This is a genomic window from Vibrio variabilis, assembly GCF_003263785.1.
GTDB classification, from domain to species: domain Bacteria; phylum Pseudomonadota; class Gammaproteobacteria; order Enterobacterales; family Vibrionaceae; genus Vibrio; species Vibrio variabilis.
Genome location: NZ_JYJK01000061.1, coordinates 99,138 through 117,182, shown reverse-complemented (window position 1 = coordinate 117,182; position 18,045 = coordinate 99,138). Strand labels below are relative to the sequence as shown.

The 18,045-nt window shown below is 47.7% G+C and carries 7 protein-coding genes and 6 pseudogenes; 11 read left to right on the top strand and 2 right to left on the bottom strand.

What is annotated here, in order from left to right:
- Positions 1-133: 133 nt before the first annotated feature.
- A complete protein-coding gene (locus TZ48_RS09210; protein ID WP_112478943.1) occupies positions 134-541 on the bottom strand; it encodes a hypothetical protein in 408 nt (135 codons plus the stop codon).
- Positions 542-971: 430 nt separating this feature from the next.
- Between TZ48_RS09210 and fdhF the strand changes: the two are divergent.
- The 11 genes and pseudogenes from fdhF to TZ48_RS09155 all read left to right on the top strand — a co-directional run bounded on the left by fdhF (position 972) and on the right by TZ48_RS09155 (position 17,758).
- Positions 972-5,088: pseudogene (gene fdhF, locus TZ48_RS09205) on the top strand (formate dehydrogenase subunit alpha).
- Between the two features lie 975 nt (positions 5,089-6,063).
- Positions 6,064-7,519: pseudogene (locus TZ48_RS09200) on the top strand (protein adenylyltransferase SelO).
- 148 nt (positions 7,520-7,667) lie between these two features.
- Positions 7,668-8,394: pseudogene (locus tag TZ48_RS09195) on the top strand (response regulator).
- 3 nt (positions 8,395-8,397) lie between these two features.
- A pseudogene (locus TZ48_RS09190) lies at positions 8,398-9,851 on the top strand (ATP-binding protein).
- Between the two features lie 139 nt (positions 9,852-9,990).
- On the top strand, positions 9,991-11,244 hold the full coding sequence (locus tag TZ48_RS09185; protein ID WP_112478942.1) for an ABC transporter substrate-binding protein: 1,254 nt from the start codon (positions 9,991-9,993) through the stop codon (positions 11,242-11,244).
- 119 nt (positions 11,245-11,363) lie between these two features.
- Positions 11,364-12,293: a carbohydrate ABC transporter permease gene (locus TZ48_RS09180; RefSeq protein ID WP_112478941.1), complete on the top strand. Its 930-nt coding sequence runs from the start codon at positions 11,364-11,366 to the stop codon at positions 12,291-12,293.
- Complete coding sequence (locus TZ48_RS09175; protein WP_112478940.1) at positions 12,290-13,171, top strand: carbohydrate ABC transporter permease; 882 nt, start codon at positions 12,290-12,292, stop codon at positions 13,169-13,171. Before TZ48_RS09180 ends, TZ48_RS09175 begins: the two co-directional genes overlap by 4 nt.
- Positions 13,152-14,263: pseudogene (locus TZ48_RS09170) on the top strand (ABC transporter ATP-binding protein). Before TZ48_RS09175 ends, TZ48_RS09170 begins: the two are co-directional and overlap by 20 nt.
- Positions 14,264-14,667: 404 nt before the next feature.
- Positions 14,668-15,666 (top strand): TRAP transporter substrate-binding protein, encoded by a 999-nt coding sequence (locus TZ48_RS09165; RefSeq protein WP_112478939.1) that lies wholly within the window; start codon positions 14,668-14,670, stop codon positions 15,664-15,666.
- 75 nt (positions 15,667-15,741) lie between these two features.
- A pseudogene (locus TZ48_RS09160) lies at positions 15,742-16,394 on the top strand (TRAP transporter small permease).
- Between the two features lie 2 nt (positions 16,395-16,396).
- Positions 16,397-17,758 (top strand): TRAP transporter large permease, encoded by a 1,362-nt coding sequence (locus tag TZ48_RS09155; RefSeq protein ID WP_112478938.1) that lies wholly within the window; start codon positions 16,397-16,399, stop codon positions 17,756-17,758.
- A 28-nt stretch (positions 17,759-17,786) separates the two neighbouring features.
- Here TZ48_RS09155 and TZ48_RS09150 read toward each other — a convergent pair whose 3' ends face one another.
- Complete coding sequence (locus TZ48_RS09150) at positions 17,787-17,972, bottom strand: hypothetical protein (RefSeq protein ID WP_112478937.1); 186 nt, start codon at positions 17,970-17,972, stop codon at positions 17,787-17,789.
- Positions 17,973-18,045: the final 73 nt, after the last annotated feature.

The window sequence follows — 18,045 nt, the reverse complement described above, 5'->3', positions numbered from 1 at the left end:
TTAATGGAGGAAGTAGGGAGGGTTCGAGGAAGTTAGCGTTTGTATGCAATTGATAGTTATGGTTTTATTTTTTTTGAGAGGTCTTCCGTGACCTTCTTTGCTTATTGATAGTAGGATTGGTCTAGTTAGCTGATTAGACCCTTGGTGTTTTTTGAAGGTATTTACCTACAACTCCTTCAACACCCAACACAGCAAAAATAATCGCAAAAAACGCAACAATTCCACCAAACGCACCAGTAAATGCCACATGCTGGCCAAATAGCATCGCAATCACGCCCATGGCCACAAACTTAGAGCCAACCAAAATAATGTATGAAGACACACCGCGTTTAAGTTTTGGTAGCGTTTTGTGCGTTAGGAAATAGGCCGCCATCACTTTCTCCAAAGAAATCGCCCCTTTAAGCATTCCTGCCAGGATGACCGAAGCCAGTACCGCCACTTCTAGGCTGGCAATAAAGACCCAGTCCCAAGAGGCGTTTAAGACCAACATAACGATCGTGGTGATAATAGAGCTGATGGCGATATCTTTAAGCATTTTCATTGATTGACTCCTCTAGGAGTAGTTCTTGCTGACGTGCTTAAAGTATCAATTACCGGAGGCCTGCTTTTACCATTTTACGCCATCGGTTGATGCAGGTTATGTGTTATTGTCACACATTTCGTGGGTTTATTTTGACCTTTAAAAGTGTGTGGTTATACTAGAGGCAGTTATGCTCCTATTTGTAAATCCCCCTTTGTGGTGGACCCCCTGAGAGCGAAAAAAATTCTCATTTTAGATTTGTTCTACCACTGTGACGACGATCACAATCAGCTTGGTTGCTGACGATTTACTGTACCTGCTGCATCTTTATTGATTTTTTCGCCAAATGTGTCGAGTGAACTTATTGATGTTGATTCTGGGAGCGATCCGTCTTGATGCCACTCGGCATTCACAGTGGCTAATAATCATCTGTCTAAAAAGAGATAGCTCTATGAATGTAATTATCAATGGTCAGTCGTACCTACTGCGTGACAGCAAGAGCATTCTTGATGTGGCCAAAGATATCAAAGTGGATGTTCCGTCACTGTGCTCAATCAGTAAGCACGCCGAGAAACAATCCTGCGACATGTGTGTGGTGGAAGTGGTCGGCCAAGGGGTGGTCAAAGCCTGTGAGACCCAAGTGCAAGATGGGATGACCATCGTCACCGAATCCACTCAACTCAACACATTGCGCCGTCAAGCGCTCAATAAGATATTCGCCGACCACAATGCCGATTGTGAAGCGCCGTGCAAAGTCGCTTGTCCGGCGAATGTCGATATTCAAACCTACCTGTACCACATCGCTGAGGCCGATCATCATCAAGCAGTGAAAGTCATCAAAGACACGCTGCCGATGCCTATCTCCATAGGCCGAGTCTGCCCGGCGTTTTGTGAGCACGAATGTCGCCGCAGCTTAGTTGATGAGCCGCTGGCCATTCGTCAGCTTAAGCGTCATGCCGCGGATATTGACTTATCCCTTGCCGAACAGTTCGAGCCACCAAAGCTGCCTTACAATGGCCATCGAGTCGCCATTGTTGGTGCCGGTCCTGGTGGTTTAGCTTGTGGTTACTACCTCAGTTACCAAGGGTTCGCTGTTGATGTGTTTGAGTCGATGCCCCAAGCTGGCGGTTGGCTGCGTTACGGCATCCCAGAATACCGTCTGCCGAAAGATATCCTAGATAAAGAAATTGAGCTGATGTGTCGTGGTGGGATGCAAATTCGAACCAACACTGTGCTTGGTAAAGACATAACTCTCGATGATCTGACTGCCAATTATGAAGCGGTTTGCCTTGCCGTTGGCGCAACCAAAGCAGTGAACATGCCTTATCCGGGATCCGATTTAGAAGGTTGTATTCTTGGGGTTGATTACCTTAAAGATCACATGACCGACAAGCGCTTTACTATGGGGCGCAAAGTCGCTGTTATTGGCGGCGGTAATACGGCGATAGACTGTGCGCGCACCGCCATCCGTGAGGGGCTGATACGACAATTATCTATCGTCGTACTCGCAACGAAATGCCTGCTGAGCTGCATGAAATTGAAGCGGCTGAACTTGAAGGCGTGAAGTTCAAATTCCTAACTAACCCGAAGAGCAACCTAGCTGATGAAGAGGGTAGGGTCAAAGCCATTGAGCTTGAGATCATGGCACTTGGCGAGCCCGACAGTTCAGGCGTCGTCGTCCGGTCTCAACGGGTGAAACCCAAACTCTGGAGTTTGATACCGTTATCTCTGCACTATCACAGAAACCGGATGTGGAGTTCCTAAAAACGGCCCGCCAATCTCTGCCTATGACGGACTGGGGAACCGCATCCGCCGATGGTGATTCCATGCACCATGGCTACAACGTTTATAGCATTGGTGATTTTAGACGCGGTCCTGCGACCGCCATTGAAGCCATTGCCGATGGTAAAAAAGCCGCCGACGCCATTGAGCGCTACATTCTCGAAGGACACTTTAAACCAGAACCTGCGCCGTTTAATAGCCGCAAAGCAGAGCGATTGACCGAAGTTCGCCAAGCGGAATATTTACAAGAGCGCGCCAAGTCGAGAGCCAAAGCGACTCATCTCGATGTTGAACTGTGCCAAACCAGCTATCAAGAAGTAGAACTGGGCATGAGTGATTCGGACGCAATCGCAGAGGCCGCTCGCTGTTTAGAATGTGGCTGTCAGGCGAATACTCAGTGTGATTTGCGCGATTACGCCAGTGAATATCAGGTTGATTATCGAGAGATTGATACCGAAGAGCGCAAGATGTTCCCAGTGGATAAATCCAGTGAGTTCATTGTGTTCGATGCGAACCGCTGTATTAGTTGTGGCTCGTGTGTTCATGCCTGTCAGACCGAATCCGTACATGGCATTTTGAACTTCTCGGAATCCGCCCACAGACCCGCCTTCCCAGATGGCGCCACAATGGGCGACAGTAACTGTGTTCAATGTGGTGCTTGTGTGCAGGTGTGTCCAACAGGGGCGCTGGTGGATAAACGAGACAAATCCCACAGCCGCATCGAGATGCTAACGCCAGTCAAAACCATCTGTACCTATTGCGGTGTGGGCTGCCGCGTTGAAATGTACGTCGATGCAGCGAACAACAAAATTCGTTATGTCAAAGGTGACCCAACATCACCGGTCAACCAAGGTATGCTGTGCGTGAAAGGTCGATTTGGCTTTGATTTCATTCACAGCGACGAGCGATTAACCATTCCTCTGATTCGCAAATCGGGTGAGCTTGTGCCAGCGTCTTGGGATGAAACCATCAGTTACGTTGCGGACAAACTGACCAAGATTAAATCGATGTACGGCAGTGACAGCCTAGCAGGGTTCTCGTCAGCGAAAACCACCAATGAAGATAACTTTGCGTTCCAAAAGCTGTTTAGACGAGAGCTAGGCACCAACAACATTGACCACTGTGCGAGGCTTTGCCACTCATCGACGGTGACTGGTCTTGAAGCTTCATTCGGTAGCGGTGCAATGACCAATGACATTCCAAGTATTGCGCACTCCGACGTCATTTTTATTATCGGCTCTGATACCAGTGCAGCACACCCAATCATCGCGTCACACATCAAACAGGCGATTGCTGGTGGCGCTCGTCTTATTGTCGCGGATCCGAAACGCATCGATATGGCTGACCACGCTGAGCTCTATGTGCGTCATCGTCCAGGTACAGATGTGATGCTACTCAATGCCATCATGCATGTTATCGACAAAAATGGCTGGCACGATCAAGCGTTTATCAATGAACGCACCGAGGGGTACGAGTCGTTTGTCACTGAGATCCGCAAATCGGACTACAGCCCAGAAAATGCAGCGCTCATTACCGGTGTCGCGGCATTTGATATTGAGCGAGTTGCCGAACTGATTGGTACCGCGAAAGTGACGTCGGTGTTCTATTCGATGGGTATTACCCAGCACACGACGGGTCATGACAATGTACGCTCAATTGCTAACTTGCAAATGCTTTGTGGCAATGTTGGCGTTGAAGGTGGCGGTATTAACCCGCTTCGCGGTCAATCAAACGTACAAGGCTCTTGTGATATGGGGGCGCTGCCAACCGACTTCCCAGGTTATCAAAAGGTTACCGACCCAGAGGTACAAGCGAAGTTTGCGAAAGCATGGAACAGTGACAATTTGCCAACCGAGCGCGGTAAAACACTGACAGAGATCATCGACGGTGCCTGCGATGGCGACATCAAAGCTTTGTACGTGATGGGCGAGAACCCAGTATTGAGCGACCCAGATCAAGCGCATGCGGTGCATGGCTTAAAATCTTTGGACTTCTTGGTAGTGCAGGATATCTTCCTCACCGAAACCGCGCAGTTAGCCGATGTTGTGTTGCCGTCCTATTCCTTTGCCGAAAAAGCAGGGCACTTCACTAATACTGAGCGACGAGTACAACGTTTGGTACCGGCTGTAAAAGCCCCAGGCGAGGCGCGTGAAGATTGGCAAATTATCCAATCTATCGCCAATGCGATGGGTAGCGATTGGCAATATGAATCCGTTCAGGATATCACCGAAGAGATTGCAGACGTGACGCCGCAATATCATGGTATTCGCTGGCAGTCGGTGGGTAAAAATGGATTGCAGTGGCCGTGTAACAACGTTAAGCCATTTGGTACTCGCATTATGCACCAAGACCAGTTTATTCGTGGTAAAGGCGCAATGGCGGCAATTCCGTTTGAGTATGCAGCTGAGCTGCCGGATAAAGACTTCCCAATGATACTCACCACAGGACGCTTACTTGAGCAGTTCCACACCGGAACCATGACGCGCAAAACCAAAGGGTTAGACAACCTTGCAGGGCCGCGAATCATGATAAGCGTAGAAGATGCCGAGGCGATGGGCGTCGCGAACGGCGAGCCCGTTAAGTTGGTCTCACGACGCGGCGAGATCTCTGCGCCAGCGTTTGTCACCAAACGTATGCAGCAAGGCGTGGTGTTTGTTCCGTTCCATTTTGCTGAATCGGCGGCCAATAAGCTCACCAATACGGCGACCGATCCCCATGCCAAAATACCTGAGTTTAAGGTCTCAGCGGTAAAGTTGGAGCGCTTGATTGACATTCAGCATGTATAGTTAGAGTTTGCTCGATTAAAAGAGGTAAGTGAGTTCGCTTACCTCTTTTTTTTCGCTGGTTGACGAAAAGTGTAGATATTTAATCAATATGATACAGGTGTCACATTGTTGGTTAGAGAGATGCTTTGCGGTTTCCTATGCTTAGATGAAAGTGGAACTAGTGTCACGATTTTACTTGGTTTCACCGCTTGAGTTTAGCGTGCTATTTAGTTTGCCAATTAAGGGAGAGAGTAATGCGTTTTTTAAGTTATTGCCCAAATTGCCATCGGGATACCGTAACTTGCAGGGTAAAGCGAAACTTTATCGAAAAGAATGTGACTAGTCGAGGGTGCCATAAGTACATGTGTACCGAATGCGGCACTGAATATATCAATGATTTTTCAGGAGACTATTACCATGATAAACCTAAGTCATCTTCCGTTGATTTAGAAGAGAATTAAGTATAGAGAGGCTTACGGATGTGTGGGTAGATGTTTAACCTGTAGGGTAACAGGTGATACTAGGTTTTTAATCTCGCCCATTAGAGATACTTTGTGATTACGAGTCTGAGTTTCTATAAATACTCGGATGAAAATGTAATTTTACTTCAAATAATTGTGCGACGTATGTTGTAAAAATACCCGTTTCGGCCTACATTGTAATCATAGTGTAATAAAAAGGAGATATTGCCTATGCATCAAGAAATGATTCAACCTACCAACCTTGGCGTTATTAGCCGCACTTGCCTTTTCTCTCTAGGTACAGTGATCGCAATTCTTGCGATGCTCTAATAACAAACCTTCTTAGGGGACAGCCCAAACGCTTCGATTCGATGCATCTTCTGCATTCAGCAGTGACCGCAGACAGCAATCTTCGCAAATGGGCGTTCCTCTAGGCGAACACTCCCACAATACCCACACTTTTCGTTTCTTTTTTAAACCCCTCTAGTCGCTATACTCATATCAATTGTCTTTGTTATCTCGTAATGAGACCGATATGCCGCTGTTAGATCGAATCGCGATTACCCACCGATACACGACGTTGCCCACAGGCTTCTATCACTATGTTTTGCCGACTCCGCTCGACAATCCAAGATGGGTGAGTTGGAATCAGCCTCTTGCAGAACGTTTTGGCTTTCCCCATGACGCCAATCAGTCCACCGAGCTTTTGAATACTCTGTCTGGCACCTCCTCAACGGAACGATTTAAACCGTTAGCGATGAAGTACGCTGGACATCAGTTTGGCGTCTACAATCCAGACTTAGGTGATGGAAGAGGGTTGCTGCTTGGGGAGCTCACCTCGGACTCTGGCACCGTATTCGATTTGCATTTAAAAGGGGCAGGGCAAACACCTTACTCACGCTCCGGAGATGGCCGCGCGGTGTTGCGTGCAACCATTCGCGAGTATCTGTGCAGCGAGGCCATGGCAGGGCTGGGCGTTCCAACACACGCGCCGTTGGCATGATGGTCACTGATACGCCAGTGTATCGAGAAAAGGTGGAACAAGGTGCTTTGCTGCTTCGTCTGGCTGAGACTCATATTCGTTTTGGCCATTTTGAGCACTTTTTCTATACCGAGCAGCACGATCACTTGCAGCATTTAGCAGATAAAGTGATTGAGTGGCACTTCCCTCAATGCCAGCAAGCGAAGCAGCCTTATCTTGCGATGTTCGAACGTATCATCGCATTAACCGCCGACATGATTGCCCATTGGCAAGCCAAAGGATTTGCCCATGGGGTGATGAACACCGATAACATGTCGATACTTGGGCAAACCTTTGATTATGGGCCGTTCGGATTTATGGACGACTATGAGCCAGGCTATATTTGCAACCACTCGGATTATCAAGGGCGTTATGCGTTCAATAATCAGCCGTCTATTGCACTGTGGAATTTGACCGCTTTAGCGCAGGCGCTTACCCCTCTGATCGTTCGTGCAGACCTAGAGCGTGCACTTGAGCAGTTCACGCCAAGACTTCAAAGCCAATACAGCGCCCATATGCGCGCTAAGTTTGGCCTAGTTGAAAAGTACCCAGAGGATAGCGCATTTTTTAATGACAGCTTTGCGCTGATGGAGTCGGAAGGTGTCGATTACACTCGTTTCTTTAGAGCGTTATCTTGCCTAGATAGCATGATAGCGCTTCGCTTATTAATTTGTTTGTAGATAGAACCAAGGCCGAGAAATGGCTCAGTGAGTACTTATTGCGCTGTGAAAAAGAGGCGCTCAAAACACCTGAGCGCTGTGAGCAGATGCGCAAAGTAAACCCCAAGTACATCCTGAGGAATTACTTGGCTCAGCAGGCTATCGATAAAGCCGAACAGGGGGATTTTTCTCTCGTTCATACACTCGATGAGGTCCTAAAAACGCCTTATGACGAACAGCCTAGGTACGACTATTTAGCAAAATTGCCGCCAGAGTGGGGCAAGAGAATGGCGATTAGCTGCTCTTCTTAAGGTGGGTAAACGTTGAAATTGGTCACTTCCATGTCATTTTTGTGAACTTGAGCAAAACTAAGTGGCAAAATTTATAAACGAATCAATAATAACTCCTCGCTAAAACCCTTACACTGTAGAGATCGCAGTGCAGACTTAAGGGAACATAATGCAGGCTAAGACGCACATTTTAGTTGTGGATGATGATGAGGAAATCCGTCTATTGCTTGAAGAGTATCTGACCAAAGCAGGCTTTCAAGTGTCAGGGGCGGAAGATGGCGTTGAGATGGAGCTGTTCATCAAAGCAAGGGGTATCCGGATCTCATTTTACTAGATGTGATGTTACCTGGTGATGATGGTTTCACTTTATGTCAGCGAGTGAGGCGCGAGTCTCAAGTGCCTATCATTATGCTGACCGCAGTATCCGATGAAACCGATCAGATCATTGGTCTTGAGATTGGTGCCGATGACTACATCGCTAAGCCATTCAGCCCAAGACAGTTAATGCTCGCATTAAAGCCTTGCTACGCCGCGCACATATTCATGAAGAGAAGCATGATGACACGCCACCAAGAACCATAGACTTTGGGGATTGGCATCTCGACACTATTGCTCACCGTATGACGAACAAAGTCAATGGACGTAGCCACGATCTTTCTGGCAGTGATTTTGCGTTGCTGATGCTGTTTTTGTCGCGCCCGAATGAAATTCTCGACCGAGATACCATCTCTTTTGCCACACGTGGCCGTGAAGCGTTACCTTATGAGCGAGGGATTGATGTTCAACTCAGCCGTATCCGTAATCGTCTCGGTACCAGTAAAGCGTTTCCTCATTACATTAAAACCATGCGCGGCAATGGTTACATCCTTTCAGTACCTGTCGAATACGGTCAATAATTCATGTCTAGAACTCGCTGGTTTAGGCGATTGAGCCCGAATTCTTTGGTCGCTCGAACGCTTTTGCTGACTTTACTCGCGGTTTTTTGCTCTCAGGGGGTTCTGACGACCATTTGGTATCAGAAAACCAAGCAGGATGAACTCTCTGGTATTCGCGATACGTCAGCCAGTATGGCGACTATGTTTGCTTCTACTGTGACCTTTTTTCAAAAGTTACCGATTAAATACCGTCATATCGTGCTAGATCAAATCCGTAACATGGGAGGCACTCGCTTCTTTGTTTCTTTCAACCATGAAGAGCTGTTGGTTGAGCCCATTCCAGATACGCCGCTAAAAGAAGCGGCGATGATGTCGGTGAAAAGGGTACTGATTGATAAGCTTCCGACCATCGAAGCGGTCAAAGTGGATTTCTCAAAAGCTGAGAATCTCAGGTTACTTAAAAACGATATCTTTCTTAATGACTTACCCAGGTCGTGGGCTCACCATACGTTGACCTTGGGACCGCTCGATCCGCCGATTTTGGTGGTACAGCTCAAGCTCAAACAAGGGGAGTGGATTTATATCGCTGCTTTGCTTCCTTCTCCTTACATGCAGCTCGATGATCAGTTTTTCTCTAAAGACCAGTTGGTGTTTTTGGTTATTTTTACCTCTCTGATGTTACTGCTGACATTTTTGCTCGTACGTGCACAAGTGAAACCACTAAAACGTTTGGCGAAAGCGCCAATGAAATGAGCATGGACATTGATCAGTCGCCACTCAAAGAAGAAGGGGCGACGGAGCTGGTGACCGCAACGCGGGCATTCAATCGCATGCAAACTCGGATTCGAAAGTATGTCTCTGATAGAGAACATCTATTTTCTTCCATCTCTCATGACTTAAAAACGCCTATTACCCGACTGAGACTGCGTGCTGAATTACTGGACGATGACGCTAAGCGTGACAAGTTCAACCAAGATCTCGATGATCTAGAGATGATGGTTAAAGGTGCATTGCAGTGTGTACATGATACGGATTTGCATGAGAATAATGACTTTATCGATCTCAATGAGATGATCAGAAACGTCTCGGAAACTTACAACCAAGTGCATACACAAGTGAGCTTTACGGCATTGCCAATGGAGCCAGTGGTACTTAAACCATTGGCGATAAAGCGTGTGCTGACCAACCTCATCGACAATGCAGTGAAGTACGGTAAGCATGCATTTGTCTCGATAGAAGAGAATCCAACATGGATCGTTGTCACAATTCTAGACAAAGGTAACGGCATTCCAGAATCGCAATTGGAAGCGGTTTTTGAGCCTTATACTCGTCTTGCCAACGATAAAGATGGGCACGGCTTAGGTCTTGGGATCTGCCGCAGCATCTTACACGGCCTAGGCGGAGACCTTGTGCTGCAAAATTCTGAGCAAGGCGGTTTGGAAGTGAAGATCTATATTCCACCTAATTTAGAAGCTTAGTGATAGATTTCACAGTGTAACATTCTTGTTACTTTGGATTAACAGTTTGTTGCAGTGAGGATTGCGGGTTTTTTCTACACTGTGTATCGAACAGGGGCAAGAATAGCCCTTTGTCTAATCCAATACATGGAAGATAACAATGAAAATGAATAAAACCCTACTGACTCTATCCCTCGCTGCTGCCACCCTACCTTCGCTGTCTAGTGCAGGTGAAGTGGAAGTCCTTCACTGGTGGACCTCTGGTGGTGAGGCGAAATCCGTACAAGAACTGAAAGCGATGCTAGAAGAGCAAGGTCACTCTTGGAAAGACTTTGCTGTAGCAGGCGGTGGCGGTGAAAGTGCGATGACGGTACTAAAAACGCGCGCTGTGTCTGGTAACCCACCTTCAGCGGCACAAATTAAAGGTCATGATATTCAGGAATGGGGCGGCTTGGGCTTCCTAACGAATCTTGATGATGTGGCACAATCTGGCGGTTGGGATCAAAGTGTTCCTAGCATGGTGACTGACGTCATGAAGTTCAATGGCGAATACGTAGCAGTACCTGTTAACGTGCACCGTGTTAACTGGCTTTGGGCTAACCCGGAAGTATTGAAAAAAGCCGGTGTTGAAGTGCCGAAAACGCTGGATGATTTCTTTGCAGCAGCAGAGAAAATCAAAGCAGCAGGTTATATCCCTCTCGCACACGGTGGTCAGCCATGGCAAGACGCGACTGTATTTGAAGCGGTTGCTCTAGATGTACTAGGTTCAGATGACTATCGTAAAGCATTCGTCGACCTAGATATGGACACACTATCAGGTGACAAGATGGTGGAAGTGTTCACTAAGTTCCAAAAAGTGCATGACTACATCGATGCGAACTCTCCTGGTCGTGACTGGAACGTTGCTACCTCAATGGTTATCAATGGTGAAGCGGCAATGCAGATCATGGGTGACTGGGCGAAAGGTGAGTTCACTGCCGCGGGTAAGGTACCGGGCAAAGACTATATCTGTGCTCCAGCGCCAGGTACAGATGGCCAGTTCACGCACAACGTCGATAGCTTCGCGTTCTTTGAAATCAAAGATGAAAGTAACGTAGCGGCGCAAAAAGCGTTAGCAGCCACTATCTTGGATAAGAAGTTCCAAGAAGTGTTCAACCTCAACAAGGGTTCCATCCCAGTTCGTACCGATATGGACATGAGCGCGTTTGACCAATGTGCTCTGGACTCAATGGCAAGCTTCAAAGCAACGGCGAAAACCGGTGATCTTGTACCGAGTATGGCACACGGTATGTCGACAACCAGTTACGCTCAAGGTGCTATCTACGACGTAGTCACAAACTTCTTTAACGATCCAAAAGCGGATCCAAAAGAAGCAGCACAGAAGCTAGCGAAAGCAGTTAAAGCGGCTATCTAGTCACTTCCTCCTAAACTAAGCGTTAAAGCTGACTCTCTCCCTTGAATTGGGGAGAGAGTGGTGCCTTGCACCTTTAGCGCTTGCTCAATTCCGAAAGCAGTTATCAGTAAGGAAAAGTTATGGAGCAGGCTTTGAATGCACAAGACTCAAATAAGCAGTCCGCGCCAAAACTCAGCTTGGTAGATCGCCTTCAACATTGGCTACCGAAAATAGTCATGGCACCCACCATGCTCGTTACCCTAGTGTGTATTTACGGGTTCATCTTTTGGACCGCGGCACTCTCATTAACCAACTCGCGTTTTCTCCCTTCGTTCAACTTTGTCGGCTTTGCTCAGTATGAGAAGCTGATGGAAAACGACCGTTGGATCACTTCCATCACCAATCTCGGTATCTTTGGCGTGTTGTTCATGCTGATAGCGATTGTGCTCGGTGTTGGACTCGCCATATTGCTTGACCAAAATATCCGTCAAGAAGGCGCAATTCGTACTATCTACCTCTACCCGATGGCACTCTCTTTCATTGTCACAGGTACAGCGTGGAAATGGATCTTAAACCCAGGTCTCGGTATCGAGAAACTCATGCATGACTGGGGATTCGAAAACTTTAAGTTTGATTGGCTGGTTAACTCCGATATGGCGGTTTACACGCTCGTGATAGCGGCGGTTTGGCAATCATCCGGCTTTGTGATGGCGATGTTTTTGGCCGGGCTTCGCGGGATTGATTCGTCAATCATTAAAGCGGCGCAAATCGATGGCGCAAACTTACCAACCATCTATTGGAAAATCATTCTGCCTTGTTTGCGCCCGGTATTCTTTAGCGCCGTTATCATTACGTCCCACATCGCGATCAAGAGTTTCGACTTGGTGACAGCGATGACCGCAGGTGGTCCTGGTTACTCCTCTGACTTACCGGCGCTCTTTATGTACGCACACTCATTTACTCGTGGGCAGGTTGGTCTCGGCGCAGCGAGCGCCATGATGATGCTCGCAGGGATATTGGCGATTTTGGTTCCGTATTTGTACTCAGAACTTAGGGAGAAGAAATCATGAATACGTCGATGAATCTCTCAAGACTTTTTATCTACTCGGCGTTGACTTTCTTCTGCTTGGTATACCTGATGCCACTGTTTGTCATGATTATCACGTCATTTAAGACGCTGCCTGACATTAAAGCGGGTAACCTGATGTCGCTACCAACAGAGTGGGTATTGGATGCATGGAGCAAAGCATGGAACAGCGCCTGTACTGGCGTGAAATGTGACGGGGTGAAGAGCTATTTCTGGAACTCATTCCAAATGGTCATTCCGGCAGTAGCCATTTCTACCTTGTTGGGTGCGTTCAACGGTTACGTGATCACCAAGTGGAAGTTCCGAGGCTCAGATCTGTTTTTCAGCTTGCTACTGTTCGGATGCTTTATTCCATTTCAAGTCATCCTGCTACCAATGGCAGCGCTACTTGGCAAACTAGGTCTGGCGAACACAACGGCGGGTTTGGTCGCGGTACACGTTATCTATGGTATGGCGTTTACCACACTGTTCTTCCGTAACTTTTACATTGCAGTGCCGGATGAGCTTGTCAAAGCGGCCAAACTGGATGGCGCAGGCTTCTTCACCATCTTCTTCAAAATCCTGCTGCCACTCTCAACACCTATCATCATGGTGACAGTAATCTGGCAGTTCACCTCAATTTGGAATGACTTCTTATTCGGGGTCGTTTATTCGGGCTCTGAGACGCAACCCATCACGGTCGCGCTCAACAACTTGGTCAACACGAGTACTGGCGTCAAAGAGTACAACGTTGATATGGCTGCTGCGATCATCGCTGCGTTGCCAACGCTGGTGGTCTACGTACTGGCAGGGAAGTATTTTGTTCGCGGTCTCACTGCGGGTTCAGTAAAGGATAATCAACATGGCAACATTAGAACTTAAACAGATCCGCAAAACCTATCGCAATGCGGACAACGAAACCCTGAAAGGTATCGATATCAGTATCGACTCCGGTGAGTTCCTGATCCTTGTTGGGCCATCGGGCTGCGGCAAATCGACTCTGATGAACACCATTGCGGGTCTTGAGGATATTAGCGCAGGTGAAATCGTGATTGATGGTCGTGATGTCGCTCAGGTGCAGCCAAAAGATCGCGATATCGCATGGTGTTTCAATCTTATGCTCTTTACCCAAATATGACGGTGCATGGCAATATCGCCTTTGGTCTAAAAATTCGCAAGATGCCCCAAGAGCAAATTGATGCCGAAGTCAATCGCGTTGCCGAGATGCTGCAAATCGACCATCTTCTTGATCGTAAGCCGTCGCAGCTTTCCGGTGGCCAGAGACAAAGGGTAGCGATGGGTCGGGCGCTCGCACGCCGTCCTAAGCTCTACCTGTTTGATGAGCCGCTGTCTAACCTAGATGCGAAATTGCGTGTCGAGATGCGTCATCAGATCAAACGTCTCCATCAGCAGCTCAACACCACGATTGTGTATGTAACGCATGACCAAATCGAAGCGATGACGCTCGCGGATCGCATCGCCGTTATGAAAGACGGTGAGTTGCAGCAATTGGGTACGCCGAAAGAGATCTATAACGAGCCAAACAACATGTTCGTTGCAGGCTTTATGGGTTCTCCGTCGATGAACTTCATTAAAACACGCGTTGATCTCGACGAGAACGACAAGCCAATCATCCGTGTGGTCTCTGGTGACAATGAGCAGCACGTAGTCGCACTACCAGAATCACTGCGTCCACAAGACGGCAATGAGATCGTGATTGGCCTGCGTCCTGAACACATCACAGAAAAGCTTGAAGACGAGACAGTCGTTGCGACTCAAGTCAGCCTTAAATTGGAAGTGCTTGAACCAACGGGGCCTGATGTCATCGCTATGGTTAAGGTAAACGACCAAGAGGTTGCGTGTCGCTTGTCTCCTGAGTTTGATGCCAGTGTGGGGCAGGTGGCTCCGCTGTACTTTGATATGTCTAAGGCGGTGTTTTTTGATGCTGTGACTGAGGAGAGGTTGGTTGTGTAGGGTTGTGGGGGCTCTTTGCTTTTAATTTAAGTCAGTTAAAAGCAAGAAGAGCACCCCTCCCAGCCTCCCGGCTACGCGCCCCGCTTAAAGGGGAGGAGCTGCGGGCTCGCTATCGCATCGCCTTATTAATCCGGCAATGTTGCGATAGCAACGAGCAGTAGTTCTCCCCCTTAATAAGGGGGAGCTAGAGGGGTGCTCTTCTTTTTTCGGTCATTTCCCACCAATCCCCATCACCCAATGTGTCACTTTCCACCCATTCCCCAGCCCCAGAATCACTCAATCTTAGTTGAACTTGATCTATCTATCTGAAAAACAACAACTATCCAACCTTGGCACCCTTATTGCTCCTTATAAGCCCATCAGTACCCATAGACGGGACTGCATCAATCCAAAGGAGAATAATAATGTTAAAGCCTCTATCCCTACTGTCTGCCTCTGTTCTTGCTGTTATGAGCTTCAATGCCGCTGCCAACTGTGACCCGGGTGAAATTGTCATTAAGTTCAGTCACGTAACGAATACCGACAAGCACCCGAAAGGTATCGCTGCGTCACTGCTTGAAGAGCGTGTGAATACTGAGATGAACGGTAAAGCGTGTATGCAGGTATTCCCTAACTCGACACTGTACGATGACAACAAAGTTCTCGAAGCCCTTTTGAACGGCGATGTTCAACTTGCCGCTCCTTCACTTTCTAAATTCGAGAAGTTTACCAAGAAATACCGCATCTTTGATTTGCCATTCTTGTTTGAAAACGTGGAAGCCGTCGATCGCTTCCAAAACTCCGAGTCAGGTGAAAAACTGAAAAATGCGATGAAGCGTCGTGGTCTGCAAGGTCTTGCGTTTTGGCATAACGGCATGAAGCAAATGTCGGCGAACAAGCCGCTTTTGGTACCTGGTGATGCGAAAGACCTGAAGTTCCGTGTACAAGCGTCAGACGTTCTGGTTGCGCAGTTTGAGCAGCTTGGTGCTAACCCTCAGAAAATGTCGTTTAAAGAAGTGTATGGCGGCCTACAAACTAAGGTTATCGATGGTCAGGAAAATACTTGGTCAAACATCTACGGTAAGAAATTCTTCGAAGTACAGGACGGTGTGACTGAAACCAATCACGGCATTCTTGACTACTTGGTCGTGACTTCTCGCGAGTTTTGGGATGGCATGCCAGAAGATACGCGTAACCAGTTTGCACAAATTCTAAAAGAAGTCACTGAAACCCGTAACGCTGAATCGACCAAGGTAAACCTAGCCAACAAGAACAACATTGTTGAGTCGGGCGGTGTGGTGCGTACTCTGACGCCAGAGCAACGTCAGCAGTGGGTAGAAGCGCTTCAACCGGTATGGCAGAAGTTTGAGAAAGACATCGGCTCTGATCTTATCGAAGCAGCGCTCGCGTCTAACCAACAATAACTATTAAGTCGTACATGGCCTCGCCGGATGTGAGGCCATCTCCTGTCCCAATTATTACAAAAAGCGATGTATCACATGGAACAGTCTCTTATTTCTCGTATTGGTAGAGTCACCGATGCCTTTGAAGAAACGCTGATTGCGTTCTTTCTGGGAGCGATGACGCTGTTGACCTTTGCCAATGTTATTTCTCGTTATGTGTTTAATGACAACATTTTGTGGGCGCTTGAACTGACCGTCTTTATGTTCGCCTGGATGGTGCTGGTTGGCGCGTCTTATGGTGTGAAGAAACACTTTCATATCGGTGTGGATGTGGTGATCAACATGGTGTCGGAAAAGCACCGTAAGCTGTTTGCCATCTTGTCAGTTTTAGCTTGTCTAACATTCTCTGTCCTACTTCTCATCGGTTCATGGAACTACTGGTATCCGTTTGTCACCGAGAGAGCTTGGTATGAGACCGATGATATTCCAATGCCTGAAATGCTGCAGTTTTTATCAGATTGGCTCAATGAAGGTGAGCGCTATGAAAAAATGCCGCGATTTATCCCTTATATGGCACTGCCTATTGGTATGGCATTGCTGACTTTTCGATTTGCTCAGGCGGCTTTTCAAATCTTCAGCGGAAAGCTGGATGCTTAATCGCGGGTCATGAAGCAGAAGAGGATTTGGAAGCGCTAAAAGCTGAAATGCAAGATAACGCGTTTGATAACGTCAAGGACAAGGATAAGTAAGCATGGACATTCTATTACTCTTTTTGATGGTGATAGGCTTTATGCTTATCGGGGTGCCGATCGCGGTATCACTTGGCCTATCGAGTATTCTTTTTCTATTGATGCATTCCGACGCATCATTAGCGTCGGTGGCGCAAACCCTGTTCAATGCGTTTGCCGGTCACTACACGCTACTGGCGATTCCCTTCTTTATTTTGGCATCAAGCTTTATGTCGACGGGCGGTGTAGCGAAACGAATTATCCGCTTTGCGATTGCGATGGTGGGTTGGTTCCGCGGTGGACTAGCGATGGCATCTGTGGTGGCGTGTATGATGTTCGCGGCTCTGTCTGGCTCGTCACCGGCGACGGTTGTCGCCATCGGTAGTATCGTCATCGCAGGTATGATCAAAAACGGTTACACCAAGGAGTTCGCTGCAGGGGTTATCTGTAACGCGGGTACTTTAGGGATTCTTATTCCTCCATCCATTGTTATGGTGGTCTATGCGGCTGCGACCGATGTGTCGGTAGGTCGCATGTTCCTTGGTGGCGTTATTCCTGGGCTGTTAGCAGGTCTAATGCTGATGATCGCTATCTACATTGCTGCAAAAGTAAAAGGGCTTCCTAAGCAGCCATTTGTGGGATGGAAAGAGGTGTTTGATTCTGCCCGTGAAGCGAGCTGGGGCTTACTGCTGGTGGTCATAATCCTTGGAGGTATCTACGGCGGGGTATTCACGCCAACGGAAGCGGCGGCCGTAGCGGCGGTCTACTCATTCTTGATTGCCAATTTTATCTACAAAGATATGGGGCCGTTTGCGGACAAAGAAAACACTAAGCCGGTGCTGATTAAAGTGCTTGAGACCTTTGTGCACAAAGACACCAAGCACACGCTTTTTGAAGCGGGTAAGCTCACCATTATGCTGCTGTTTATCATTGCTAACGCACTGATTCTCAAGCACGTACTGACAGAAGAACGCATCCCGCAGATGATCACCGAATCTATGCTATCAGCAGGTTTAGGGCCTATTACCTTCCTGATTGTGGTGAACGTACTGCTGCTTATTGGTGGGCAGTTTATGGAGCCGTCAGGTCTGCTGATTATTGTGGCACCTCTAGTATTCCCAATTGCGATCGCGCTTGGTATCGATCCTATTCACTTAGGGATTATGATGGTGGTGAACATGGAAATTGGCATGATAACGCCGCCGGTGGGGCTCAATTTGTTTGTGACGGCGGGCGTGGCAAAGATGTCGATGATGGGAGTTGTAAAAGCCGCACTGCCGTGGGTGGCTGTGATGTTCTTGTTCCTGATCATTGTGACTTACGTGCCTTGGGTATCAACTTGGTTACCAACGACCTTGATGGGGCCGGAAATTATTACCAAGTAAGATAGCCCTAAAAAGCAAAAGGAGGTCGTTAGACCTCCTCATCAATATGCTTACCGTAATTCTCGCGCGGATCGGATTGAAAACGTCTTTCATACAGAACACGTTTTGACTTTACCTTGCGTCTTTCCCCAGTAGCGACACGTTGTTCAACGTAAAAAATGCCATCTATCTCAACTGTGTCAGAAATGAAGGGCATTTTGGTTTTTTCCCCCATAACGACTCCTTATTAATAATATTGTATGCAACTCCTTGGCTACACTTTCAATTATAGGAGAGATGCATCACAG

Bases quoted from the DNA above. Each gene is read 5' to 3' on its own strand.
- TZ48_RS09210 (WP_112478943.1), bottom strand. From the start codon at position 541: ATGAAAATGCTTAAAGATATCGCCATCAGCTCTATTATCACCACGATC.
- TZ48_RS09155 (WP_112478938.1), top strand. From the start codon at position 16,397: ATGGACATTCTATTACTCTTTTTGATGGTGATAGGCTTTATGCTTATC.
- TZ48_RS09185 (WP_112478942.1), top strand. From the start codon at position 9,991: ATGAAAATGAATAAAACCCTACTGACTCTATCCCTCGCTGCTGCCACC.
- TZ48_RS09165 (WP_112478939.1), top strand. From the start codon at position 14,668: ATGTTAAAGCCTCTATCCCTACTGTCTGCCTCTGTTCTTGCTGTTATG.
- TZ48_RS09175 (WP_112478940.1), top strand. From the start codon at position 12,290: ATGAATACGTCGATGAATCTCTCAAGACTTTTTATCTACTCGGCGTTG.
- TZ48_RS09180 (WP_112478941.1), top strand. From the start codon at position 11,364: ATGGAGCAGGCTTTGAATGCACAAGACTCAAATAAGCAGTCCGCGCCA.
- TZ48_RS09150 (WP_112478937.1), bottom strand. From the start codon at position 17,972: ATGGGGGAAAAAACCAAAATGCCCTTCATTTCTGACACAGTTGAGATA.